General features: G+C 67.0%; 19 protein-coding genes. 8 read left to right on the top strand and 11 right to left on the bottom strand.

What is annotated here, in order from left to right; translation table 11 throughout:
- A partial coding sequence (locus AC5P5X_RS19820; protein ID WP_224481892.1) for an integrase core domain-containing protein occupies positions 1–135 on the top strand: 135 nt, incomplete at its 5' end.
- 96 nt (positions 136–231) lie between these two features.
- Here AC5P5X_RS19820 and AC5P5X_RS19815 read toward each other — a convergent pair.
- The 7 genes from AC5P5X_RS19815 to creB form a co-directional block, all read right to left on the bottom strand.
- Entirely contained in the window at positions 232–723 is a 492-nt protein-coding gene (locus AC5P5X_RS19815) for a Fur family transcriptional regulator (protein WP_111189517.1), read from the bottom strand.
- A 34-nt stretch (positions 724–757) separates the two neighbouring features.
- Positions 758–2,161, bottom strand: coding sequence for a glutamate--tRNA ligase (gene gltX, locus AC5P5X_RS19810; protein WP_111189516.1), 1,404 nt, complete (start codon positions 2,159–2,161; stop codon positions 758–760).
- A 93-nt stretch (positions 2,162–2,254) separates the two neighbouring features.
- Positions 2,255–3,847, bottom strand: a complete 1,593-nt coding sequence (locus AC5P5X_RS19805) for a M28 family metallopeptidase (protein WP_111189515.1) — start codon at positions 3,845–3,847, stop codon at positions 2,255–2,257.
- 196 nt (positions 3,848–4,043) lie between these two features.
- Positions 4,044–4,454, bottom strand: coding sequence for a hypothetical protein (locus AC5P5X_RS19800; protein ID WP_049411313.1), 411 nt, complete (start codon positions 4,452–4,454; stop codon positions 4,044–4,046).
- A gap of 10 nt (positions 4,455–4,464) precedes the next feature.
- Positions 4,465–5,784 (bottom strand): cell envelope integrity protein CreD, encoded by a 1,320-nt coding sequence (gene creD / locus AC5P5X_RS19795; RefSeq protein ID WP_111189514.1) that lies wholly within the window; start codon positions 5,782–5,784, stop codon positions 4,465–4,467.
- A gap of 81 nt (positions 5,785–5,865) precedes the next feature.
- Complete coding sequence (creC, locus tag AC5P5X_RS19790; protein ID WP_111189513.1) at positions 5,866–7,326, bottom strand: two-component system sensor histidine kinase CreC; 1,461 nt, start codon at positions 7,324–7,326, stop codon at positions 5,866–5,868.
- Between the two features lie 3 nt (positions 7,327–7,329).
- Complete coding sequence (gene creB / locus AC5P5X_RS19785; RefSeq protein WP_080354850.1) at positions 7,330–8,055, bottom strand: two-component system response regulator CreB; 726 nt, start codon at positions 8,053–8,055, stop codon at positions 7,330–7,332.
- A gap of 35 nt (positions 8,056–8,090) precedes the next feature.
- On the opposite strand from creB, the gene AC5P5X_RS19780 reads away from it, so the two are divergent.
- The 4 genes from AC5P5X_RS19780 to AC5P5X_RS19765 all read left to right on the top strand — a co-directional run bounded on the left by AC5P5X_RS19780 (position 8,091) and on the right by AC5P5X_RS19765 (position 13,865).
- Positions 8,091–8,948, top strand: coding sequence for a 23S rRNA (adenine(2030)-N(6))-methyltransferase RlmJ (locus tag AC5P5X_RS19780; RefSeq protein WP_005408683.1), 858 nt, complete (start codon positions 8,091–8,093; stop codon positions 8,946–8,948).
- 95 nt (positions 8,949–9,043) lie between these two features.
- Positions 9,044–9,589 (top strand): GNAT family N-acetyltransferase, encoded by a 546-nt coding sequence (locus AC5P5X_RS19775; RefSeq protein ID WP_004150340.1) that lies wholly within the window; start codon positions 9,044–9,046, stop codon positions 9,587–9,589.
- Positions 9,590–9,738: 149 nt separating this feature from the next.
- A complete protein-coding gene (mfd, locus tag AC5P5X_RS19770) occupies positions 9,739–13,203 on the top strand; it encodes a transcription-repair coupling factor (protein WP_111189512.1) in 3,465 nt (1,154 codons plus the stop codon).
- Between the two features lie 44 nt (positions 13,204–13,247).
- Positions 13,248–13,865, top strand: a complete 618-nt coding sequence (locus tag AC5P5X_RS19765; protein ID WP_005412694.1) for an HD-GYP domain-containing protein — start codon at positions 13,248–13,250, stop codon at positions 13,863–13,865.
- A 333-nt stretch (positions 13,866–14,198) separates the two neighbouring features.
- Here AC5P5X_RS19765 and AC5P5X_RS19760 read toward each other — a convergent pair whose 3' ends face one another.
- On the bottom strand, positions 14,199–16,292 hold the full coding sequence (locus AC5P5X_RS19760; protein ID WP_005412666.1) for a M13 family metallopeptidase: 2,094 nt from the start codon (positions 16,290–16,292) through the stop codon (positions 14,199–14,201).
- A 161-nt stretch (positions 16,293–16,453) separates the two neighbouring features.
- Positions 16,454–17,203 carry a 2,3-diphosphoglycerate-dependent phosphoglycerate mutase gene (gpmA, locus tag AC5P5X_RS19755; protein WP_012479568.1) on the bottom strand — a complete coding sequence of 250 codons (750 nt, stop codon included), beginning with the start codon at positions 17,201–17,203 and terminating at the stop codon, positions 16,454–16,456.
- A 94-nt stretch (positions 17,204–17,297) separates the two neighbouring features.
- On the opposite strand from gpmA, the gene nfi reads away from it, so the two are divergent.
- Positions 17,298–17,972 (top strand): deoxyribonuclease V, encoded by a 675-nt coding sequence (gene nfi / locus AC5P5X_RS19750; protein WP_111189511.1) that lies wholly within the window; start codon positions 17,298–17,300, stop codon positions 17,970–17,972.
- A 236-nt stretch (positions 17,973–18,208) separates the two neighbouring features.
- Here the strand turns inward: nfi and AC5P5X_RS19745 are convergent, their stop codons facing one another.
- Positions 18,209–19,189 (bottom strand): cation diffusion facilitator family transporter, encoded by a 981-nt coding sequence (locus AC5P5X_RS19745; protein WP_049404787.1) that lies wholly within the window; start codon positions 19,187–19,189, stop codon positions 18,209–18,211.
- A gap of 221 nt (positions 19,190–19,410) precedes the next feature.
- Here AC5P5X_RS19745 and AC5P5X_RS19740 point away from each other — a divergent pair, with 221 nt between their 5' ends.
- On the top strand, positions 19,411–20,337 hold the full coding sequence (locus tag AC5P5X_RS19740; RefSeq protein ID WP_111189510.1) for a hypothetical protein: 927 nt from the start codon (positions 19,411–19,413) through the stop codon (positions 20,335–20,337).
- Positions 20,338–20,382: 45 nt separating this feature from the next.
- On the opposite strand, the gene AC5P5X_RS19735 is transcribed toward AC5P5X_RS19740, so the two are convergent.
- Positions 20,383–22,632, bottom strand: coding sequence for a TonB-dependent siderophore receptor (locus AC5P5X_RS19735; protein WP_099524886.1), 2,250 nt, complete (start codon positions 22,630–22,632; stop codon positions 20,383–20,385).
- Positions 22,633–22,919: 287 nt separating this feature from the next.
- Here AC5P5X_RS19735 and AC5P5X_RS19730 point away from each other — a divergent pair, with 287 nt between their 5' ends.
- Positions 22,920–24,335 (top strand): GGDEF domain-containing protein, encoded by a 1,416-nt coding sequence (locus AC5P5X_RS19730; RefSeq protein ID WP_043035559.1) that lies wholly within the window; start codon positions 22,920–22,922, stop codon positions 24,333–24,335.
- Positions 24,336–24,346: the final 11 nt, after the last annotated feature.

The raw sequence follows: 24,346 nt of genomic DNA, 5'->3' as shown, positions 1-24,346 counted from the left end.
TCCTCGGACCAGCGCAATTCCGTGCTGACCCAATGGCTGCACCACTACAACTGGCACCGCCCTCACATGGGGATCGGTGGCCAGCCACCTATTTCCAGAGTCCTGCTGAACAACGTGGTGGGTTTACACAGTTAGTCGACTATCGCGCAGCGCGGGGTGCTCGTGGGCTTCACGGAAGAGCAGTCGACTAACAGTCGACTCTACCGCCGACCGACTCTACCGCCGACACGATCAACCTGCGCAGCGCGCGCAGAGCCCGTGCACTTCCAGGGTCTGCGCCTGCGGCTGGAAACCCAGCTCCTTGGCGCGCTTCTCCAGCTGGGTGACGATCTCGCGGTCTTCCAGCTCCACCGCGCTGTGGCAGCTGTTGCAGATCAGGAACGGCACCGAATGCGTGGCGCTGCTGGGATGGTGGCAGGCCACGAAGGCATTCACCGATTCCAGCTTGTGCACGAAGCCATTGGCCATCAGGAAGTCGAGGGCGCGGTACACGGTGGGCGGGGCATCAGCACCCACGCCCTTGCCGTTGCGCACCCACTCCAGCAGCTCGTACGCCTTGACCGGCTTGCCGGCCTCGGCGATCAGCTTCAGCACGTTGGCGCGGATCGGGGTCAGGCGCAGCCCGCGTTCGCGCGAGACGCGCTCGACCACCGCCACGAAGTCCGATGCGTCGTGGACGTGGTGGTGCGGGGCGGTACAGGCAGTGGCGGTCTTGGCGGGCATGCGTGTTCTCCGGTTCGGGCCTGGCAAGGATGCCTCAGGCCGTTGCTACCTTGGTGATGGCCACATCAATGCGTTTCAAGGCCTGCTCGCGGCCGGCCAGGTAAACGGTATGGGAAATGTCAGGACTGACCTGGGTGCCGGTGATGGCCACGCGCAGCGGCTGGGCAACCTTGCCCATGCCGATTTCCAGCGCTGCGGCCGCGTCGTGCAGGGCGACGCCCACCGACTCGGCGGTCCATTCCGGCAGGGCGGCCAGCAGCTCGCGGGCCTTGCCCAGCGCCACCTCGGCACCGGCCTTGAAGTGCTTGGCCACCGCCGCTTCGTCGTACTCGGTCAGCGGCTGGTACCAGATCACGGCCTTTTCGGCCATTTCCTTCAGGGTCTGCACGCGCTCACGCAGGGCGATCACCACGTCCTCCGGGGCCGGGCCGGCGGCCACGTCCAGGCCCAGCTTCTGCAGCTGGTAGACCAGGTGCGGCACGATGGCGGCCACGTCCTCGGTCTTCAGGAAGTGCTGGTTGACCCAGCCCAGCTTGGCCATGTCCAGGCGCGAGGCCTTGGAATTGCAGTCCTTCACGTCGAACAGGTCGATCAGTTCCTGGCGGCTGAACAGCTCCTGGTCACCGTGCGACCAGCCCAGCCGGGCCAGGTAGCTCAGCAGCGCATCGGGCAGGTAGCCGGCGTCCTTGTACTGCATCACGTCGGCCGCGCCGGTGCGCTTGGACAGCTTGGCCCCCTGCTCGTCCAGGATCATCGGCATGTGGCCGAACTTCGGCACCGGCGCACCGATGCCTTCGTACAGGTTGATCTGGCGCGGGGTGTTGTTGATGTGGTCGTCACCGCGGATGACCTCGGTGATGCCCATGTCCCAGTCGTCCACCACCACCGCGAAGTTGTAGGTGGGGTAGCCGTCCGGGCGGAAGATGACCATGTCATCCAGCTCGCTGTTGGCGATCTCGATGCGGCCCTTGATCAGGTCGTCGAACACCACCGTACCTTCCAGCGGGTTCTTGAAGCGGATGACGCGGTTCGGGTCGTCCCTGTACGGCAGGCCCAGTTCGCGTGCAGCGCCGTTGTAACGCGGCTTTTCCTGCCTGGCCATGGCGGCCTCGCGCATCGCATCCAGCTCTTCGCGGGTCTCGTAGGCGTAGTACGCCTTGCCGTCGGCCACCAGCTGCTCGGCCACTTCCAGATAGCGGGCGACGCGGTCGGTCTGGTAGATCGGGCCCTCGTCGTAGTCCAGGCCCAGCCACTCCATCGCCTCCAGGATGGCGTCGATCGCGCCCTGGGTGCTGCGTTCACGATCGGTGTCCTCGATGCGCAGCACGAACTCGCCGCCACGGTGGCGGGCCTCCAGCCAGCAGTACAGCGCAGTGCGGGCACCACCGATGTGCAGGTAGCCGGTGGGACTGGGGGCGAAGCGGGTGCGGCAGGTCATGGACGGCTCGAGGAACGGGAATCCCCCGATTTTACCACCAGCCCCGGAAAGGCAAGGAGGGGCGGACGCATCCCGCCCCTCCCGCCAGGTTTTTCAGGGCTGCGGTTCAGCCTTGCGCGGGAAGGACTGCTCGCGCATGGCGGCGTTGTAGGCGAACGAGGCGACGATGGCGGCGGCCTGTTTCAGGTCTTCCGGCTCGGCGTGGTCCCAGGTATCCAGGTGGCTGTGGTGGACGTTGGTGAAGTAGTCCAGCCGGTCCTGGATGAACTGGAAGCCCGGAAGGCCGATGCGGTCGAAGCTGATGTGGTCAGTACTGCCGGTGTTGCGGGTGGCCACGGTGGTGGCGCCCACGTCATGGAACGGCGCCAGCCAGGCTTCGAAGATCGGCATCGCCGCCAGGTTTTCCTGCGCGTAGATGCCCCGGAAGCGGCCCGAGCCGTTGTCCATGTTGAAGTAGACCTGGAACTTGCTGTAGTCGCGGGTCTTCTGCAATGCACCGGTCGGCTCGCGCAGCGAGGCCGGCAGCGCCTTCTGGGCCGGGTCGGTGGGTTCCGGGAAACGACCGAAGTGCTTGGCCACATAGGCCTGCGAGCCGATCAGGCCCTGCTCCTCACCGCTCCACAACGCCACGCGGATGGTGCGCTTCGGCTTGGCGCCGGTGGCCTTGAGGATGCGCATCGCCTCCATCATCACCGCCACGCCGGCCGCGTTGTCAGCCGCGCCGGTGCCGCTGTGCCAGGAATCCAGGTGAGCGCCGATCATCACCACTTCGTCGGGCCTGCTGCTGCCGCGGATCTCGGCCAGCGTGTTGTAGCCGGGCTGGTCAGCCTCGTCGGTGAAGCGCGCGGCTACATCCACGCGCAGGCGTACCGGCTGCTTGGCATCCAGCGCGCGCACCAGCGGATTGAAGTGCTCGGCGATCATCGCCAGTTCCGGGATGCCCACCGATTCGCCGGCCTTGCGCGAACCGCCGCCGGCGACGCGGATGATGCCGTTGTCCCAGCTGCTGATGCTGATCGCGGCCAGCGCGCCCTCTTCGACGAAGAAGGCGTTGACCTTGGCGGCCAGCTCCTGGCGTTCCTTGTATTCCTTCACCCGCTTGGCCCGCTCGGCGGCGACGTCCTTGGGCAGGGTGAATTCCTGCAGGCCCTCCAGCGAGGTGGCGTCATGCCGGTGCGAGTCCGGCTCGGTGCCGCGCTTGTACTCGCGCGCCTCGCCCAGCAGCAGGATCTTGCCGCGCAGCTTGCCGCGATACTTTTCGATGTCCTCGGGCTTCTTGATCTCCACGTGCACCAGCTCGCCCTCAACCGGTCCCTTGGTGCCTGGCGTCCAGGCCTTGGGCAGCGCATGCAGCGGCTGCACGCGGTCACCCAGCATTTCCACGCTGGCCGAGGTGAACTCCCAGCCACGGCCGAAGTCATCGAAGGCTTCGTCGTGCACGTTGTCCAGCTTCCATTCGCTGAACTTGCCGCGGGTCCACGCGTTGGCGCGGCCCATCGCCGGCGAATTGGTCAGGCGCGGGCCGATGCGTTCGGTGAGGTAGCTGAAGGTATCCATCACCTGCGAACGGTGGAAGGCCTCCTGGCGGATGCGGCTGACCATGTCCAGGTCCACCGACTCGCGCTGCTGCGCCATTGCATTGCCACCCATCGCCAGCGCTACGGCCAGCACGCCCCACTTCAACACATCGCACCCCTGCCCTTCGGCTCGATCATCAACCCATCGAGTCTAGCCAGCAGGGGCGCGCCGATACCGTCCCATCGGTCATGGGCAGGAGCATGCGAACCAAGGTTCGCACCCACAGGTGACCGGTCAGCTCGCACCCACCAGAGGGCTGGGTTCCCGCCAGTAGATCCACGCCATGCGTGGATGAACAACCCGATCACCCACTCCACCCCAACCACAACTGCGCCCGCTCCGGCAGCAACAACAACCAATGCCGCCGATCGATGCTGCTGCAGCCATACACCGACGCGTGTGCCGGCCAGTCATCCGGCAGGCCGCCGATGCCGATCTCGGCCAGCGCCTCCGCCCCGGCCTTCCATGGCCGGTAGCGCGGCACCCGGCCGGCCACCGCGCCGCGTCCCTGCCGCGCGTCCTGCAGCCAGCGCAGTCCCTGCCCCTGCAATCCCTCGCAGGTCACCGCAGCCAGCTGGAAGCGGACCAGGCCGGGGGCGATCCGTGCCCCCGGCAGGGCCGCCAGCACGCCATGTGCCTGCAGCAGTGCATTCACTTCCAGCAGGGCCGGAATGCCCTGCCGTGCCCGTTGCCGCAATCCCTGGCGCCAGCCCATGACGTACTCCTTACTTCAGTTCCGCGCCAAGCGCGTACCAGTCGACCCGGCGCGTCACCCACATCGCCAGCGCCAGGATCACGAACAGCAGCAGCGAACCCATCAGCAGCGCGTTGTTCTCCGACACCAGCAGGCCATACAGCGCGCCGTACAGCACGGTCAGCAGCGCAGCGAAGCCGAGGCCGCGCTTCCAGTGGCCCAGCACGTTGGCCAGGTACACCGCCTGCAGGCCGATACAGGCCACCGCCGATACCAGGTAGGCCTTCCAGAACGCGATGTGCTCGGACAGGCTGATCAGCAACAGGAAGAAGATCGCCAACGCCAGGCCCACCATCAGGTACTGCAGCGGGTGGATACGCAGCGACTTGATCAGTTCGAACAGGATGAAGCCGACGAAGGTGAGCAGCACGAACAGCACGCCGTACTTCGAGGCGCGATCGGCCTGGGTGTAAGCATCGACTGGATCGACCAGCGATACCGTCACCGCCTGCGAATCGACCGAACCGTCATTGCGCAGCTGTCGCTGTGCGTCGGAGGCCAGCGAGGACACGGCCCAGCGCGCATCGAAACCCTGTGCATCAACGCGTCGCTCATTGGGCAGGAACGCCCCGCTGAACGACGGGTGCGGCCAGCTCGAACGCAGCGCGATATGCGTATCGTCGCCCACCGGCACCACCGACAGCATGCGGCTGCCGTCCAGGCGCAGTTCCAGCTCCACGGTGCTGGCGGCCAGCGTGCCGCCGTGGTCTTCGGCAAACCCGGTCACCGGTGCATGCAGACCGCGTCCGACTTCGCTGGCCGCGCCCACGCCGGGCAGCAGCCGCAGCTGCTTGCCATCCACGCGCAGATTCGGCGTACCGACCAGGCCACGCACATCGGAAATGCCCACGGCTACATACGGCTGGCCGTAACTGCGGCCGGCCTTCACCGGATAGTCGTCTTCGGCGAACGTCGCCTTCATCTGGCCGTTCCAGCTGTAGACTGGCACCTTGAACAGCCCGACCTCACGCTGGCTCGGCAGCATCTCACCGCCCACCTCCAGCGACGCCGGCATCTGCAACCAGTGCCCCTCGGTGACCTGCACCTCGGTCTTCTTGACGCCCAGCGGATCGACCAGTTCAACCTGCTTGCGCTCCACCCACGGCACCACCCGCACCGGCCCGACCAGCTGCTGCGCACCGGCGCGGCTGTCGGCCACCCGCGAGAAGGCCTCATCGCGGTACGCACTGCGTTCGTTGATGACCCCGCGGATCATCGTCAGCGGGATCAGCAGCAGCAGGATCAGCCCGCCGACAATGGCGAACCGCAGCAGCATCTTCAGGGATTTCATGGTCCATCCTCGTTGGAGAGGACTGCAGGATGGACCGCTGCAGTGAGCAGGGTTTGTGGCGAATTTGAAGCGAGTGTGAAGTCAGCGGCGCGGGCGCTGGCCCGGTGTACCCAGCGGCAACCACAGGCTGGCTACGGTACCGCCGCCGTCGCGTGCATCGACACTGGCGCGCCCATCGTGCAGGCGCGCGACTTCCCGCACGAACGGCAGGCCCAGGCCGGAACTGCGCCGCCCGCTGCCGGGGCGCGCCAGCGAATAGAAGCGTTCGAACACCCGTTCGCGCGCATAGTCCGGGATGCCGGCGCCGCGGTCGGCCACCTGCAGGCGCACGCCCTGCCCGTCCACCTCGGCCCGCAGCGCAATCTCCGCGCCGGACGGCGAGAAGGCAATCGCGTTGTCGATCAGGTTGTGCAGCGCCTGCCGCAGCAGGTAGGCGTCGCCCTGCACCGGCAGGTCGGGCACGTTGCCGATGCGGACCTGCACGCCGGCCGCCTGTGCACGCACCTGCGCGGCCGCGGCCGCATCGGCCAGCAATGCCGGCAATGCAATCGGGTCGCGGGTCTGCAGCCAGCCGTGCTGTTCCACTTCGGCCAGCGCCAGCAGCTTGTCGATGGTCTCGGTCAGCCGCTCCTGCTGATCGACAATGCTGCGCGCGAAATGCACGCGGTCCGCTTCGGGCAACGGCTCCTGCAGCAGTTCGGCGGCACCGCGGATCGCCGCCAGCGGGCTCTTCATCTCGTGCGTCAGCGACTGCACGTACTGCTCGACGTAGGCCTTGCCTTCAAGCTTGCGGCGCATCGTTTCCAGCGCCTGGCCGAGATCGCCGATCTCGTCGCGACGGCGCCGTGGTGGTGGCACCGGTTCGCCCGCGCTGACCGCGCGTGCATAGCGGCTGAGCTGGCCGAGGCCAGTGGTCAGCCACATCGTCACCAGCACGCCGACCAGCGCCGACAATCCGATGAGCCAGGCACCGCGCTCGATGATGGCGCGCTGGCTGGCAGCGATGAACGGATCAATGCTGCGGTTGGGCTGGGCCAGGCTGAGCACGCCGATCAGGGTGCGGCCATCGGCCGGGTCGTATACGGGCGCCGCCACATGCATCACCGTATCGCCTTCCTCGCCCGGAATTTCGGGGCTGGAACGGGCACCGTACTCGCCACGCAGGGTGCGGTAGACATCATTCCAGCGCGAATTGTCGCGGCCAAGGTCACGGCCCAGCGAGTCGTAGATGACGATGCCCTTGGCATCGGTGATGGTCACCCGGTAATCCAGCGAGCGCTTCGGGAAACGCCAGACCATTGCCTTCAGGTCGCGCTGCCGTGCCTTGGCCAGGTTGCGGGTGAAGCTGCCGCTGCGGATGGTGCCGTCCTTGACGTCGGCGGCGGCCATCTCGGCCAGCACGTTGGCCGCATCGACCAGGGTCGATTCCATCGCCTGGCGCACACCAGGCTTCACTTCGTTGACGAACACGCGCATCACGAAGAAGGCCGCGATGCCGGTGATCAGGAAGAAGCCCAGGAACAGCTTCAGCACCAGGCGCATCGGCTAGACCTCCAGCGCGTAGCCAAGGCCACGGTGGGTGCGGATCGGGTCGTCGCTGGCACCGGCCGCGCGCAGCTTGGCACGCAGCGTCTTTACATGGGTATCGACGGTGCGGTCGGCACTGTCGGCGCTGCTGTCCCAGCCACGGTCCATCAGCTGGGCACGGCTGAGGATGGCACCGGGTCGCTGCAGCAGCGCCTCCAGCAGCGCGTACTCGTAGCGGGTCAGATCCAGTGCCTGGCCACGGAAGCGGATGCGCCGGCCTTCGCGGTCGATGGCGAACGCGCCATGTTCCTGCCAGCCTGCATCGGCGCCGGGCGCTGCGATGACCGGCGCCGCACGGCGCAGGCGTGCACGCACCCGCGCCACCAGCTCGCGCGGCGAGAACGGCTTGGTCATGTAGTCGTCGGCGCCCAGCTCCAGGCCGAGCACGCGGTCCACTTCATCATTGCGGGCGGTCAGGAAGATCACCGGCAGCTGCGCCACCGGCCCGGGCTGCGCGCGCAGCCGTCGGCAGACCTCGAAGCCGCCCAGGTCGGGCAGGCCCACGTCCAGCACCACCACGTCGATATCCCCGGCCTGCAGCCGCTGCAGCGCCTCCCCGCCCAACAGGCAGTGGCTGGCGGCATAGCCCTCGCTGCGCAGCGCATAGAGCACGGTTTCGGCGATGGCGGCTTCGTCCTCGACTACCAGGACATGGGCAACGGGAGCTGTCATGGCGCGCAGCATAGCCGCTGCGGCCGCCGCCCCGTACACTGCCGCCCATGAACTATCGCCACGCCTTCCATGCCGGCAACCACGCCGATGTGCTCAAGCACATCGTGCAGCTGGCCCTGATCGACAGCTTCAAGCGCAAGGACAGCCCGTTCTTCGTGCTCGACACCCACGGCGGTGCCGGCCGCTACCTGCTGGCCAGCGAAGAGAGCCGCAAGACCCTCGAGGCCGAATCCGGGATCATGCGGCTGATGGCCCAGCCCAAGCTGCCGGAGGTAGTCGAGCGCTACCTGAAGGCGGTCCAGGCCGACAACCCGGTGGGCGCGCTGACCAACTACCCGGGCTCGCCGCTGCTGAGCGCACAGGCGATGCGTGCTCAGGACCGCATGGCGGTCTGCGAGCTGCAGGAAGCCGAAACGGCCACGCTGAAGGCCCTGTTTGCCCATGACAGCCGCGTCGATGTGCGCGCTGGCGATGGCTATGCCCTGCTGCGCTCGCTGCTGCCGCCGAAGTTCAACGGCAGCAAGATCGGTCGTGGCCTGGTGCTGATCGATCCGCCGTACGAGGCGCAGGACGCCGAATACCAGAACATCCTGGCTGCCCTGGCCGAGACCCTGGCACGCTGGCCGCAGGCCACCTGTGCGGTCTGGTTCCCGATCAAGCAGCGCCGCACCATCCTGCATTTCCTGCGCAAGGCCACTGCCCTGCCGGTCAAGTCGGCGATGACGATCGAGTTCCTGGTGCGCCCGGACGACTCGCCGCTGCGCCTCAACGGCAGCGGCATGCTGCTGCTCAACCCGCCGTGGCAGTTCGACCGGGTGGTCGGCCCGGCCCTGCCGGCGCTGCGCCAGCACCTGGGCGAACCGGGAGCCAGCACCCGCCTGGATTGGCTCAAAGCCCCCGAATAACGGCCTTCACGAGGCTGTACCGCCGTGAGCCTTTCGTTCACGGAATGCAGCCCCGGTGATGCCACAATCGATGGACCACCAAGGAATCACCCGGTATGGCCACTCGCAACCGCATGCCGCCCTGGCATGAGATCTTCAAGGCTCCCAGCGGCCACGAGCTGCTGATCCGCCCCATCCGCCCGGAAGATGGCGCACCGCTGCAAGCGGCGTTCAGCCTGTTCGGGCCGGAAGAAATCCGTGATCGTTTCCTGCAGGCGGTGACCGAGCTGTCGCCGGAAACCACCCAGCGCCTGACCCACCCCAATCCCAAGACCGAGATCACCCTGGTCGCAGCCGAGTCCCTGCCCGCTGGCGAAGCGGTGGTCGGCGCGGTCGCCCGGGCCTCGATCATCCCCGGTACCCGTGAAGCCGAGTACGCGATCCTGATCAGCCGCTTCCTCATTGGCCAGGGCCTGGGCCGGCAGCTGATGCGCAAGCTGGTGAAGTGGGGCCGCGGCAAGTACCTCGACCGCCTGTACGGCGACGTTGCCGCCGAGAACGAGCCGATGAAGCAGCTGGCCGCCTCGCTGGGCTTCAAGCCGGTGCCGCACCCGACCGGTGCCGAAGGCCTGGTGCGGATGGTGCTGGAGCTGGACAACTGACGGATGCGCCGGGCCCTGCCCGGCCATGCCTCCCGGTAGTGCCGGCCGCTGGCCGGCATTGTGTTCCCCCAACGGCACGTGAGGCCGTCGGCAAACGGCCGGCACGACCCACCGGGCTTCGATCGGGCTTCTGCTAAAATCCGGGGTCCATGTCGCGTACCTCATACCCCGCCCCGCCGCTGCCGCGCGCCGGCCAGCTCCGCGCCTGGTGGCGCGCCCCCGCCTCGCCGACCGCCCTGGCCTGGTACCTGGCCCAGTCCGCGCGTGCGCATGACGCCCCGCTGCTGGTGATCGCCCGTGACAACCACGGTGCCAACCAGCTCGAAGCCGACCTGCAGACCCTGCTTGGCGGTGACCCGGCCCTGCCTGTGGTCGCCTTCCCGGACTGGGAAACCCTGCCGTACGACCGCTTCAGCCCGCATCCGGACATCATCTCGCAGCGCTTGTCCGCCCTGCACCGCCTGCCGGCGCTGAAGCGCGGCCTGGTGATCGTGCCGGTGCAGACCCTGCTGCAGCAGCTGGCCCCGCGCAGCTATGTGATCGGTGGCAGCTTCGACCTGAAAGTCGGCCAGCGCCTGGACCTGGAAGCCGAGAAGCGTCGCCTGGAAAGCGCCGGCTACCGCAACGTGCCGCAGGTGATGGACCCGGGTGACTTCGCGGTGCGCGGCGGCCTGCTCGACGTGTTCCCGATGGGCGCCGACGAGCCGCTGCGGGTAGAACTACTGGACGAGGACATCGACTCGATCCGTGCCTTCGATCCAGAAAGCCAGCGTTCGCTGGACAAGGTCGAGGCGGTGCACATGCTGCCCGGCCGCGAAGTGCCGATGGACGAGGCCAGCATCGCACGCGTGCTGGCCACGCTGCGCGAGCGTTTCGATGTGGATACCCGGCGCAGTTCGCTGTACCAGGATCTGAAGTCCGGGCTGGTCCCGGCCGGCGTCGAGTACTACCTGCCGCTGTTCTTCGAACGCACCGCGACCCTGTTCGACTACCTGCCCGACGGCAGCCTGCCGGTGGTCTGTACCGGTGCGTATGAAGCGTCCGTCGCGTTCTGGGCGCAGACCGCGGACCGCTATGAGCAGCGCCGCCATGATGTGGAGCGCCCGCTGCTGCCGCCTTCGGCGTTGTACCTGTCGCCGGAGCTGCTGCGCGAGCGCCTGAACGATGCCCCGCGCATCGAGGTGTGGTCGGCTGACCACGCGCGCATCGCCGATGCCCATGCGCTGGGTGACCAGCCGCTGCCGCCGCTGCCGGTGGCCGCGCGCGAGGCCCCCGCTGGCGACGCGCTGAAATCCTTCCTCGGCCACTATCCGGGCCGGGTACTGATCGCCGCCGATTCGCCCGGACGTCGCGAGGCCCTGCTGGAAGTGCTGCAGGCCGCCGAGCTGAAGCCGCCGGTGGTGGCCGACCTGCCCAGCTTCCTCGCCGACGATGCGCGCTTCGCGATCGCGGTGGCACCGCTGGAAGATGGCTTCGCACTGGACGATCCGCGCATCGCGGTGCTGACCGAGCGCCAGCTGTTCCCCGAGCGCGCCGGCAGCACCCGCCGCACGCGCCGTGCCGGCCGCGAGCCGGAAGCGATCATCCGCGACCTCGGCGAACTGACCGAGGGTGCACCGATCGTGCACGAGGACCATGGTGTCGGCCGCTACCGTGGCCTGATCGCGATGGACGTCGGCGGCATGCCCGGCGAGTTCCTCGAAATCGAATACGCCAAGGGCGACCGCCTGTATGTGCCGGTCGCCCAGCTGCACCTGATCAGCCGCTACTCCGGCGCTTCAGCGGAAACCGCGCCGCTGCATTCGCTCGGTGGCGAGCAGTGGAGCAAGGCCAAGCGCAAGGCCGCCGAAAAGGTGCGCGACGTCGCTGCCGAACTGCTGGAGATCCAGGCCCGTCGCCAGGCGCGTGCCGGCCTGGCACTGCAGGTGGACCGTGCGATGTACGAGCCGTTCGCAGCCGGATTCCCGTTCGAGGAAACCCCCGATCAGCTGGCCGCCATCGACGCCACCCTGCGCGACCTCGCCAGCAGCCAGCCGATGGACCGTGTGGTCTGCGGCGACGTCGGTTTCGGCAAGACCGAGGTGGCGGTGCGTGCGGCATTCGCCGCCGCCAGTGCCGGCAAGCAGGTGGCCGTGCTGGTGCCGACCACGCTGCTGGCCGAACAGCATTACCGCAACTTCCGCGACCGCTTCGCCGATTACCCGCTGAAGGTCGAGGTGCTGTCGCGCTTCAAGAGCACCAAGGAGATCAAGGCCGAGCTGGAAAAGGTCGCCGCCGGCACCATCGACGTCATCGTCGGCACCCATCGCCTGCTGCAGCCCGACGTGAAGTTCAAGGACCTGGGCATGGTCATCGTCGACGAAGAGCAGCGTTTCGGCGTGCGCCAGAAGGAAGCCCTGAAGGCGCTGCGCGCCAACGTGCACCTGCTGACCCTGACCGCCACGCCGATCCCGCGCACCTTGAACATGGCCATGGCCGGCCTGCGCGACCTGTCGATCATCGCCACGCCGCCGCCGAACCGGCTGGCGGTGCAGACCTTCATCACCCAGTGGGACAACGCGCTGCTGCGCGAAGCCTTCCAGCGCGAGCTGGCACGTGGCGGCCAGCTGTACTTCCTGCACAACGACGTGGAAAGCATCGGCCGCATGCAGCGCGAGCTGTCCGAGCTGGTGCCGGAAGCGCGCATCGGCATCGCCCACGGGCAGATGCCCGAGCGCGAGCTGGAAAAGGTGATGCTGGACTTCCAGAAGCAGCGCTTCAACGTGCTGCTGTCGACCACGATCATCGAATCGGGCATCGACATCCCCAACGCCAACACCATCATCATCAACCGCGCCGACCGCTTCGGCCTGGCCCAGCTGCACCAGCTGCGTGGGCGCGTGGGCCGTTCGCACCACCGTGCCTACGCCTACCTGATCACCCCCGACCGCCGCGCGATCACCCCCGACGCTGAGAAGCGCCTGGAAGCGATCGCCTCGATGGACGAGTTGGGCGCCGGCTTCACCCTGGCCACGCACGATCTGGAGATCCGCGGTGCCGGCGAACTGCTCGGCGAGGACCAGAGCGGGCAGATGGCCGAGGTCGGCTTCAGCCTGTACACCGAGCTACTGGAGCGCGCGGTACGCAGCATCAAGCAGGGCAAGCTGCCCGACCTGGATGCCGGCGAGGAAGTGCGTGGTGCCGAGGTCGAACTGCATGTGCCGGCATTGATCCCGGAAGACTACCTGCCGGACGTGCATACCCGCCTGACCCTGTACAAGCGTATTTCCAGCGCGCGCGACAGCGATGCGCTGCGCGAACTGCAGGTGGAGATGATCGATCGCTTCGGCCTGCTGCCGGATGCGGCCAAGCACCTGTTCGCCATCGCCGAGCTGAAGCTGAAAGCCAACGCGCTGGGCATCCGCAAGCTGGACCTGGGTGAGAACGGTGGCCGCATCGTGTTTGAGTCCAAGCCGAACATCGATCCGATGGCGGTGATCCAGCTGATCCAGAAACAGCCAAACCTCTATGCCATGGAAGGGCCCGACAAGCTTCGCATCAAGCATCCGCTGCCGTTGCCGGAGGACCGCTTCAACGCGGCCCGCGCCCTTCTGACCACCCTCGCCCCGGGTTGATCGCCCCCGAATACCCCGCACCGGTCCCCACCCGGTGCGGGCGGATGACCATGTTTCCTGACGCCGTACCCGCCCCCGACCTGCTGCATGCACAGGCCTGCCTGATCGATGCCCTCTCGATGTCGCTGCAGATGCGCGACGCTTACACCCGCCACCATTGCGACCGCGTTGGCCTGCTCGCGCAGCGCCTGGCCACGCACTGCGATCTGGATGACGAGGCCAGTGCGCAGATCGGCCTGGCCGCGCGCTTCCATGACATCGGCAAGATCGGCATTCCCGATGAGGTGCTGCTGGCCCCGCGCCGGCATACGGATGAGGAGCGCGCGATCATGCGCGAGCATCCGGTGCGCGGTGAACACATCTTCTTGGCCACCGGCCGCAGCGATGCGGCACCGGTTGCGCGGCTGATCCGCGCCCATCACGAAGCGTTCGATGGCAGTGGCTATCCCGATGGGCTGCGCGGCGAGAGCATTCCGTTGGGCTCACGCATCGTCACCGTTGCGGATGCCTATGACGCGATGACCAGCGTGCGTCCCTACCGTGCCGCGATGGAACACGAGACGGCACTGCGCATCATTGACGAGCAATCCGGTGGTCTGATCGACCCTTACGTTCTGCAACGCTTCCATCGCCTGCTGGCGCAGGAACCTGAGCTGGCCTGAGATCTCCCCGCACGTGAAACGACCCGGCGGTAGAGTCGACTGTTAGTCGACTGCTCCTCGGATCGAAAAAATCCCGCGCTGCGCGCGATAGTCGACCAACGGTCGACTCTACCAAGCGGACTCCGTCGAACCGGTTGGTCGACTCCCGGCACGTGAAACGACCCGCCGGTAGAGTCGACTGTTAGTCGACTGCTCTTCGTCCAGATCGAGAAATCCCGCGCTGCGCGCGATAGTCGACTAACAGTCGACTCTACCGATCCGGTGTCATCGTGCCGGCAAACAAAAGGCCCGGCGTTCGCCGGGCCTTTCGCATCACGCATCACGGGTGATCGGTTACCAGATCACCACGCGCTTGTCGTCGGCACGCACCATCGCGTCGCCTGCCTTGCACTGGAACGCCGCAGCGAAGGACGGCATGTTCGACGGTGCACCGTTGGCTCGGAAGTTGGCCGGCGCATGCGGGTCGGTGTTCAGGCGTACGCGCAGCTCACCGTCGGTGAAGTTGCGGCGCCACACGGTGGCCCAGTTCATGAAGAAGCGCTGGTCCTGGCTGTGGCCATCCACTTCCACATTCGCCTTCGGGTCTTCCTTCAGCGCCATCTGCAGTGCGTCGTAGGCCACGGTCAGGCCACCCAGGTCGCCGATGTTCTCGCCCAGGGTCAGCTTGCCCTTCACGAACACGCCCGGCACCGACTCGTAGCCATCGAACTGTGCAACCAGCTGGTCGGTACGCTCGGTGAAGGCCTTGCGGTCGGCGTCGGTCCACCAGTTGTCGAAATTGCCGTTGGCGGCGAACTGGCTGCCCGAGTCGTCGTAGCCGTGCATCATTTCGTGGCCGATGACTGCACCGATGCCGCCGTAGTTCAGCGCCGGATCGGCCTTGGCGTCGAAGAACGGCGCCTGCAGGATCGCCGCCGGGAACACGATCTCGTTCTTGGTGGCGTTGTAGTAGGCGTTGACCGTCTGCGGGGTCATGCCCCACTCGGTCTTGTCCACCGGCTTGCCGATCTTGTCCAACATGTAGCGGTAGTTGAACGCACGCGCTGCCTGCATGTTGCCCAGGTAGCTGTCGCCGTTGGTCTGCAGGCCCGCCCAGTCACGCCACTTGTCCGGGTAACCGATCTTCGGGGTGAAGCTGGCCCACTTTTCCAGCGCCTTCTTCTTGGTTTCTTCGCCCATCCACGGCAGCTGCTCCAGGCGCGCCTTCAGCGCCTGCGACAGGTTCTCCACCAGGTGCTGCATGGCCACCTTCGACTCGGCCGGGAACACGGCGTCGACGTACAGCTGGCCAAGGGCTTCACCCATGCCACCGTTGACCGACTCCAGCACGCGCTTCCAGCGCGGCTGCATTTCCTGCTGGCCGCGCAGGGTCTTGCCATAGAACTCGAAGTTGGCCTTCTCGAACTGGCTGCTCAGGTACGGCGAGGCGTCGTCGATGGTGTGGAAGCGCAGGTAGGCCTGCCAGGTGCTGGCCGGCACATCGGCCAGCATCTTGTCCATTTCACCGAAGAAGCCCGGCTGGGCCAGCGAGAACTTCTGTGCGGCCGGCACCTTCAGGGTGTCGAACAGCGCGGTCCAGCTGAAGTTCGGGGTCAGCTTGTCGGCGTCTGCGGCGCTGAGCGGGTTGTAGCGCTTGGCCGGGTCACGCATTTCGATGCGCGACATCGAGGCCTTGGCCAGGCGGGTCTCAAAGGCCATCACGGCCTTGGCCTGCTCGGCGGCCTGCGCGGCGTCCACGCCGGACAGAGTCAGCACCTGCGCGATGTAGGCCACGTAGGCGTCGCGGATCTTGGCCTGCGCATCGTCGAAGTAGTAGCCCTTCTCCGGCAGGCCCAGGCCGCCCTGGCCGACGTAGGCGATGACGTTGGCCGAATCCTTGTAATCAGCATTGGCAAACAGCGAGAACAGCACGCCCTTGCCCTCGGCCTGGCTGTCGCGCAGGTACTGGGTGATGGCGGCGGTATCGTTCAGCGCGGTGATCTTGTCCAGCTGCGGCTGCAGCGGCGCGAGGCCGGCGGATTCGATCTTGGCTTCGTCATTGCCGGTCTTCCAGATGTCACCGATCTTGGCTTCCACCGAGCCGGCCTTGGCCTGGCTGGCGGCGGCCTGCTGCACCAACGCGTGCTGCACTTCCAACGAGCGCTCGCGCAGGATCTCGAAGCTGCCCCAGGTGGTCTGGTCACCCGGCACCGGGTTGGCCTTCAGCCACTTGCTGTTGACGAAGCCATTGAGGTCGGTACAGGCCGAGATGGCCGGATCGAGGTCGGCGCTGTTGAGCGAGATCAGCGGCGTCTTGATCTGCGACAGGTCGAAGGCCGGCTTGGCGTCGGCACCGGCCGCCGGTGCGGTTTCGTTCTTGCCACAGGCCGCCAGCGAGGCAGCGATGGCGATGGTCAGGCCCAGCGGGACCAGGTTGCGGACGTTCATGAGGCTCTCCTGCGGGTAATTTCACAGGGTAGCCGGGGAGGCCCACGACAGGGACCGGCCAAAGGTCACAGGGGGAACGCCCGTGGTCGCAAGCGGGTGTGTGCGGACCAACGGTCCGCACACACCCAGCAGAAGAATACCCACCAACGGTGGGTATCTACTTATTTCGCCTTGCCCTGGTTGGCCACGGCTTCAGCAGCCTTGCGCGCCGCTTCCGGGTCGCCCAGGTAGCGGAACGACTGCACCGTCAGGTCGTCGTTCAGTTCGAACAGCAGCGGGATGCCGGTCGGGATGTTCAGCTCGAGGATTTCCTCGCGCGAGACATTGTTGAGGTACTTGTACAGCGCGCGCAGCGAGTTGCCGTGGGCGGTGACCAGCACGGTCTTGCCGTCCTTCAGCTGCGGCGCGATCGCGTCGTGCCAGTACGGCAGCACGCGATCCAGGGTGGTGGCCAGCGACTCGGTGCCCGGCAGCGCGTTGCGGTCCAGACCGGCGTAACGGCGGTCATGGATCGGGTGGCCCGGATCTTCCAGTTCCATCGGCGGCGGCGGGATGTCGTACGAACGACGCCAGACCTTGACCTGCTCTTCGCCGTGCTTGGCCGCGGTCTCGGCCTTGTCCAGCCCCTGCAGGCCGCCGTAGTGCCGCTCGTTGAGGCGCCAGGACTTGTTCGCCGGCAGCCAGTCCTGCTCCAGCTCGGCCAGCGCACCCTGAAGGGTGTGGATGGCGCGCTTCAGTACGGAGGTATGGGCGACGTCGAACTGCAGGCCTTCCTCGCGCATCAGGCGACCGGCGGCGGCCGCTTCCCGGCGTCCCTGCTCGGTCAGGTCGACGTCGACCCAGCCGGTGAAGCGGTTGTCCAGGTTCCACTGGCTCTGGCCATGGCGCAACAGTACGAGTTTACGGGTCACTGCAGGGTCTCCAACGCGAGGAAAGGCAGGCCGCCATTGTAGCCCCGGCGGCCGCTCACCGTGCCGTGGCGCCGCGCATGCGATGCTGCAGCCAATGAATACGGTGATCGACCCCGGGCGCTGGGAAGGCAGCGTCACCGCCGCCCGCGCGCAACAGCTGCAACTGGCCGGCCGCGTGGAACGCCAGGACCGCCTGCCACGCAACGTGCGCTGGCTGGCCGGGCTGGATGTCGGTTTCGAGGACAACGGCGCCATCACCCGCGCTGCAGCGGTGCTGCTGGACGCGAAGACACTGCAGCCCGTGGCGCAGGAAATAGCGCGCATTCCCACGGTGATGCCGTACATCCCCGGCCTGCTCAGCTTCCGCGAGTTGCCAGCTCTGCTGGCCGCACTGGCGCTGCTGCCACGCACGCCGGAACTGGTGTTCGTCGATGGCCACGGCATCAGCCATCCACGCCGGCTGGGCGTGGCCGCGCACTTGGGCGTGGTCACCGACCTGCCGAGCATCGGTGTGGCCAAGTCGAAACTGGTCGGCCGCTTCGACGAACCGGGCGCCGAGGCCGGCGCGCATACGCCGCTGCTCGATGGCGATGAGCAATTGGGTTGGGTGCTGCGCAGCAAGCTGCGCTGCAAGCCGCTGTTCGTGGCCGGCGGCCATCGGGTCAGTGCCGATACCGCGCTGGCCTGGGTGCAGCGCACCCTGCGCGGTTACCGGCTGCCGGAGCCGACCCGGCTGGCGGATCGGCTGGCCTCGCGACGGGACGAATGACCTTCGCTGTTCTCGACGGATGCAGCCTGCACGGTCGCGTCGGGACGACAGGGTAGAGTCGACTGTCAGTCGACTAACGCGCGCAGCGCGGGCTTCGTCGCAGCCTCGCCGGAGAGCAGTCGACTGACAGCCGACTCTACCAAGGCGGTTTCGCCCGGTCGGTTTCGTCCAAGCGGTTTCATCCATGCGGTTTTGCCCGGCCGGTTTCACCCGATCCGCGTGACGGCACATCCCATTCAACGATGCACGTGGCCGCGATGCCCTTGTGCGTCTTCGCCGTGGTCATGACCTTCATGGCCCTCGTGCTCGCCGCCCTTCACCGGCGCCGGCTCACCACAGGCCTCGCCGCAGTGGTCCGCTTCAAGCTGCAGTGTCACGTGCTCGATGCCGAAGTCATCGTGCAGGCGCCCGCTCAGCTCACGGCGCAGCGCATCGGCTTCGGTGCCGTCGCGCATCACGACATGCGCGGTCAGCGCCGGTGTGCTGGAGGCCAGCGCCCACACGTGCAGGTCATGCACGTCCATTACCGCGGCGTGGCTGGACAGGCTGTCGCGCACCTTGGCCACGTCCATGCCCTTGGGCACGCCTTCCAGCAGCACGTTGATCGCCTCGCGCATCAGCACCCAGGTGCGCGGCAACACCCACAAGCCGATCAGCACCGCCAGGATCGGATCGATCGGCTTCCAGCCGGTGAACTGGATCAGCACCGCACCCGCAATCACCGCCACCGAGCCGAGCATGTCCGCCCACACTTCCAGGTAGGCGCCCTTCACGTTGAGACTCTCGCCGCTGCCGGCCTGCAGCAGGCGCATCGAGATCAGGTTGATGACCAGGCCGGCCGAGGCGATCACCAGCATGCCGGTGGAGGCGATCTCCTGCGGCTTGCTGAAGCGCCCGACGGCTTCCCAGAGGATGTAGCCGGCAACCACGAACAGCATCGCGCCGTTGATCATCGCGCCCAGCGCTTCCAGGCGCGCATAGCCGTAGGTGCGACGCGCATCCGGCGGGCGCCGGCTCAGCCGCACCGCGACCAGCGCGATCATCAGCGCCAGCGCGTCGGTGGCCATGTGTGCCGCGTCGGACAACAGCGCCAGGCTGTTGGTCCAGAACGCGCCCACCACTTCGACGACGAGGAAGGTGGAGGTCAGGCCGAGCGCCCACCACAAGGGTTTCTCGTGGCGGATCTCGGATGGCAGGTGATCGTGGTCGTGGCCCATGGCAACAGCTCCTTTGCGATGGAGGCAGGCTACGCCGGCGGCCGTGGGGAAACTATCACGGTGTTTATAACATTGCAGACTGCACGTCGCGGCTCGCCGCAGCTTGCGCCCGTGCCGGGCCACACTATGATGACCACATCCCCTCTGGATGGGGAACGGGCAGCGGGATCGCTTCGGCGTTGCTGCCCGCAATGGACACCCAAGCACAAGGAATCCGGAACATGTGGACTACCAAGACCCCCTGGGTCGCCGTCGCCGTGGCCTGCGCGCTGGGCGCGGCCGCAAGCGCCTCGGCCAAGACCTGCCAGCAGAACTTCCAGGCGGTAGGCGACCCCCGCAATGGCCAGTTCTTCACCTCCGAGGTCACCCTTCCCGGCCTGAAGCCCCGCAGTGCGCTGGGCCAGCTGCGCAAGGCGGCACTCGACGAAGGCAACAACTTCGTCAGCGGTGATGTCATCACCGAGACCGAAGGCCAGATGTACGTGCTGCAGACCGACACCAAGATGCCGCTGGTCAGCATCATCACCGCCTCCAATGGCGGCAACGTGGTGGTCGGCACCAAGCTGTCACGCGGGCAGACCGCCAAGGAAGAGGACGCACGCAGCGCGCTGTGTGGCTGGCTGGACAAGCTCAAGACCGGCCCCGAAGTCGAGGCGATCGCGGAAGCCGTGCGTGTCTCCAGCGGTTTCGACAAGCCGATCCAGGCCACTGCGGTCGGCATGTCCACCGAAATGGGCAAGGACGCCAAGCGGCTGCAGCGGGAAATCAACACCGCACCGCTCAGGGCGCTGTTCTCCGGCACCAGCACCCCGCCGGATACCGATGCGATGTACCAGCCGTTGCTCGTCAAGTATTTCGGCCGTCGTTTCATCATCGATGGCCAGGTCTACACCGCCCAGCCCAACCGCTTTGCCAAGACCTTCGAGGTGGGCTATCTGGTCACCAAGATGAAGGGCATCGGTGGCATCGGCGGACGCCAGTCGAACGACGACAACAATGCCAACTTCACCGTGCACTGTGCGCTTGCGCCGGACCAGATGGCGCTGGGCGCCACCCTGCGCGAGAACGACTGGGTGAAACTGGAAGGCGTGGTCGACAAGATGGACACCGGTGGCGTCCACCTGCGCGATTGCCGGCAGGTGAAGTAGCCTTCAGGCTGCGCCGGGGAACGCCCCGGCGCAGGCCTCATCGGGTCAGAACCCGAAGCGCAGGCTGGCCCAGTACGCGCGGCCCGGCTCGTTGTAGGTCGCCGCGCCGGCATCGCTGCTGTTGGCCTCGCGGAACAGGCGCTTGTCGGCCAGGTTGTTCACGCCGAAGCCGAAGCTGACCGTCTCGGTCACCCTGTAGCGCGCGCTCACGCCCCAGATGTTGTACGCACCGCGATCCTGCAGTGCGATCGATGGGTCGCAGCTGCCGGTGCAGCGCGGATCATTGTTGATGTTGGTGGTGGCCGGCTTCTGCTTGCCGTAGAACGTGCCGGTCAGCAGCAGCGACAGCTTGTCGGTGGCCTGCCAGTCCAGCATCGTGTTGACGGTGTACTTTGGAATCACCGACAGCGGCTGGCCGGTGCGCTTGTTCTCGTTCTCCACCATGTAGGTGAAGTTGTTGCTCCACTTCAGGCGGTTGCCCTGCTCGCCCAGCAGCGGGATCACCAGGTTGCCTTCCAGCCCCTGCACGATCGCCTTCGGCGCGTTCTCCCAGCGGAAGATGCGGCCCCTGGTGTCGGCAGTCAGGCCGATCTGGGTGTAGCCGGCCTGGATCTTGTCCTTGTAGTCGTTATGGAAGTACGTCAACGAGGCCTGCCAGCCGCTCTGCGGTGCCCACTCGATGCCGAGTTCCTTGTTCAGGCTGGTTTCCGCCTTCAGGTCCGCATTGCCGCGCATGTAGCAGCCGGCGCCCAGGCTCGGCAGTGCATTCGGGCAGCCATTGCCACGGGTGTAATACAGATAGTCCGGATTCGACTGGTACAGGTTCGGCGCCTTGAACGCCCGGGCGATGCCGCCCTTCACCACCCAGTCGCCGTTGATGCGGAACTGCGCGTTGAGGCTGGGGCTGGTGTTGTTGCCGAACTGGCTGTGGTGGTCGAAGCGCAGGCCCGGGGTAACGATCCAGCGCTCACCCAGGTAGATGTTGTCTTCGACGAACACGGCGGTGGTCTGCGCATCGGCCTTGCCCCGCGCACGATCGGCCGACAGCCCCGGGATGCCGCCGCCGCTGCTGCTGGACTGGCTCATCGAGTACGGGTCGGTCAGGCGGCTGTCCAGGTATTCAAAGCCAAGCGTCCAGATGTTCTCGGCACCACCCAGCGTGGTCGGGAAGCTCACTTCGCCGTCCAGCTGGTAGTTGCGCAGTCGCGAGGTCGACCAGTCGGTGCCGTTGAAGCTGCCTTCCGGGCCACCGGCCAGGCCTTCGTTGATGCGTGAGTTGTTCACCGCCTCCACCGCAGCTGTCACCCGCGAGGTCACGTCGCCCCAGCGGCCACGATGGGTGATCGCGCCGGTGTTGCGGTACATGCGGTTGGTCTCCGCTTCGCCCTCGGCCAGTGCCGCCAGGTCAACGCCGGTCGAGGTACCGGTGGTGCTGACCGCGCGATCACCAGCGTAGATGTTGCCCTGGCGGCTGGTGCCGGCTTCGAACTCCACCACCTGGTTGGCGGTCACGTCCCAGCGCAGCAGCGCGTTGACATCGCGGTTCTTGACGCCCTCGCGGCCGGCCGGCGGCACCGCGTTGGGGTTGGTAGCGTACTGGCGGTTGAGCTCCAGCGAGTCCGCGTCGGTCTTGTTGAGATTGCCGTACAGGCGGAACGACAGGGTGTCGGTCATCGGCCCACTCAGCTGCAGGCCGACGCGTTCGCTGCCACCTTCGGCGCTGTGTTCGGGCACCAGCCCATACAGGTCCACCGCACCGGTCAGGTCGCCGGTCGGGCGCTTGGTGATGATGTTGACCACGCCGCCGGAGGCACCGGAGCCATAGCGTGCCGCCGCCGGGCCGCGCAGCACTTCGATGCGCTCGATCATTTCCGCCGGCACCCAGTTGGTGTCACCGCGGGTATTGCGCTCGCCGCTGCGCCCCATGCGCACGGCATCGCGTGCGCCGATGCGCTTGCCATCGACCAGGATCAGGGTGTTTTCCGGGCCCATGCCACGCAGGTCGATCTGGCGGTTGTTGCCGTACTGGCCCGAGGCGCTGTTGCCGGTCAGGTTGACGCCCGGCATGGTCCGCAACAGCTCGGCGATGTCGTTGGCTGGCGGCCGCCGGGCGATATCCTCGGCGGTGATGGTCGAGGTACCCAGTGCCTGGCGCGCGATCTGCGAGGCGGTGACGTGCACCGTGTCGATATCGGTGGCGTCGGTTTCGGCCTGGGCGGTCAAGGCGCTGCCCGCCAGCAGGGCGGCGACGGCAAGCGCCAGCGGGCGCGGTGAATGGACAACGGCAGGAGACATGATCAGGACCTTCTGGCAGGGCTGCGGGGCCTCTGGCAAAGGGCTTGAGGCAACGACGAGGGGGGAGGCGGAGCCGTCCTGCAGGCACCTGCAGCCCGCTCCGTGCGCGCATTCTCCCATCAATGCGAGTGATTCTCAAATGCGTTCACTCATTGCCGCAGCGGCGTCGATGTGCTTTGCGCACCGTGCAAGCCTGCACCGCGCGTAAACTGGCGGGCTACCCCGCCATCAACCGTATGCCGCCGCGGCCGATACCCGTGGTTTGCCGTACGCAGTCAGAGATCGACGTGGAACCACCCCAACTGGACGATGCCAGCCAGCCGCTGGCCGAGGCCTGGCAGCAATGCCTGCTACAGGCCGGCCCTGCCGCCACCGCGCTGCTCAAGGCCGCTGCCTCCGATGCCCCACCCGCGCTGGCCCAGCGCTTTTACGAAGTGCTGCTGCAGGACGGGCGCGCACGCCGCTTCCTGTCCCACGACCAGGTCAAGCAGCGCCTGCAGCCGGCCATGCAGCGCTGGCTGGTACAGCTGCTGACCACCGACACCGCTGGCATCGCCACCACGGTCGCCTCGCAGCGGGTGATCGGCGACGTACACGCACGGGTCGGCATCCCGGTCGACCTGGTGACGCGCGGTGCGCGCGTGCTCAAGCACGAGCTGTTCGTGCGCCTGCGCGACGACGCGCCCGACAGCGCGACCGCGTTCGCCGCCATCGCCTGCCTCAGCGCGATCATGGACATCGCCATGGAAGGCATGACCCTGGCCTACACCCATGCGCGCGAGCGCTCCACCCGTGCCGACGCCGCCTACCGGCTGTTCTCGCTGGTACAGAACGTCGGTACCGAACGCGAGCGCCAGCGCGCATTGCTGCTGGACTGGGAGAACGCCCTGCTCTACGCCCTCGCCGGCCACGTGCAGGCCAGCGACAACGCCAGCCTGGCCACCTCGGAGTTCGGCCTGTGGTTCACCCACAAGGGCATCCCCAGCTTCGGCGAAAGCAGCGAAACGCAGCAGGTGGGCCAGTTGATGGCCCGCATTGACGGCCACCTGCAGCGCGCGAGTGGCGATGCTCCGGCGCAGCGACTGGCGGTGCTGCCGGCCATCCGCGAGGACCTGGCCGCCATCCGCACCCTGATGACGCTGCTGTTCGAGCGCATCGGCGAACTGGATGCCGGCAGCGACGCGCTGACCAACCTGCTCAACCGTCGCTTCCTGCCCACCGTGCTGCGCAGGGAGATCGAGCTGGCCACGCGCAACCGCACACCGTTCTCGCTGCTGCTGCTCGACCTGGATCATTTCAAGGCAATCAACGACGGCCATGGCCACGATGCCGGCGACCGTGCGTTGCAGCACGTGGCCGGCCTGCTCGGCCAGCTCACGCGTGGCAGCGACTACCTGTTCCGCTATGGCGGCGAAGAATTCGTGGTGGTGCTGGTGGCCGCCAGCGAGTCGCAGGCGACCGTGATCGCCGAGAGCCTGCGCCGACAGATCGCACAATCACCGGTAGCACTGGCCAATGGCCAGGTGCTGGAGCTGACCGCCAGCATCGGCGTGGCCGGTCACGATGGTCATCCGGACTACGAGCGGTTGATGGCACGTGCCGACGCCGCGATGTACGAGGCCAAGCGCAGCGGCCGCAACCGCGTGGTGGTGGCCAGCGCGGACCTGCAGGAAGCCCCGGGGCGGCGTGCACTGCAGCGATGACGGCAGGACAG

The organism is Stenotrophomonas sp. YJH_SMC_91, assembly GCF_059368495.1.
This window is presented reverse-complemented; position numbering and strand designations above follow the sequence as displayed.

Coding starts and splice junctions, on each gene's coding strand:
- gltX (WP_111189516.1), bottom strand. CDS start 2,161: ATGACCTGCCGCACCCGCTTCGCCCCCAGTCCCACCGGCTACCTGCAC.
- AC5P5X_RS19815 (WP_111189517.1), bottom strand. CDS start 723: ATGCCCGCCAAGACCGCCACTGCCTGTACCGCCCCGCACCACCACGTC.
- creB (WP_080354850.1), bottom strand. CDS start 8,055: ATGCTGCGCGCCATGACAGCTCCCGTTGCCCATGTCCTGGTAGTCGAG.
- AC5P5X_RS19745 (WP_049404787.1), bottom strand. CDS start 19,189: ATGGGCCACGACCACGATCACCTGCCATCCGAGATCCGCCACGAGAAA.
- AC5P5X_RS19765 (WP_005412694.1), top strand. CDS start 13,248: ATGACCATGTTTCCTGACGCCGTACCCGCCCCCGACCTGCTGCATGCA.
- AC5P5X_RS19780 (WP_005408683.1), top strand. CDS start 8,091: ATGAACTATCGCCACGCCTTCCATGCCGGCAACCACGCCGATGTGCTC.
- nfi (WP_111189511.1), top strand. CDS start 17,298: ATGAATACGGTGATCGACCCCGGGCGCTGGGAAGGCAGCGTCACCGCC.
- AC5P5X_RS19775 (WP_004150340.1), top strand. CDS start 9,044: ATGGCCACTCGCAACCGCATGCCGCCCTGGCATGAGATCTTCAAGGCT.
- AC5P5X_RS19760 (WP_005412666.1), bottom strand. CDS start 16,292: ATGAACGTCCGCAACCTGGTCCCGCTGGGCCTGACCATCGCCATCGCT.
- creC (WP_111189513.1), bottom strand. CDS start 7,326: ATGCGCCTGGTGCTGAAGCTGTTCCTGGGCTTCTTCCTGATCACCGGC.
- AC5P5X_RS19740 (WP_111189510.1), top strand. CDS start 19,411: ATGTGGACTACCAAGACCCCCTGGGTCGCCGTCGCCGTGGCCTGCGCG.
- creD (WP_111189514.1), bottom strand. CDS start 5,784: ATGAAATCCCTGAAGATGCTGCTGCGGTTCGCCATTGTCGGCGGGCTG.
- mfd (WP_111189512.1), top strand. CDS start 9,739: ATGTCGCGTACCTCATACCCCGCCCCGCCGCTGCCGCGCGCCGGCCAG.
- AC5P5X_RS19735 (WP_099524886.1), bottom strand. CDS start 22,632: ATGTCTCCTGCCGTTGTCCATTCACCGCGCCCGCTGGCGCTTGCCGTC.
- AC5P5X_RS19800 (WP_049411313.1), bottom strand. CDS start 4,454: ATGGGCTGGCGCCAGGGATTGCGGCAACGGGCACGGCAGGGCATTCCG.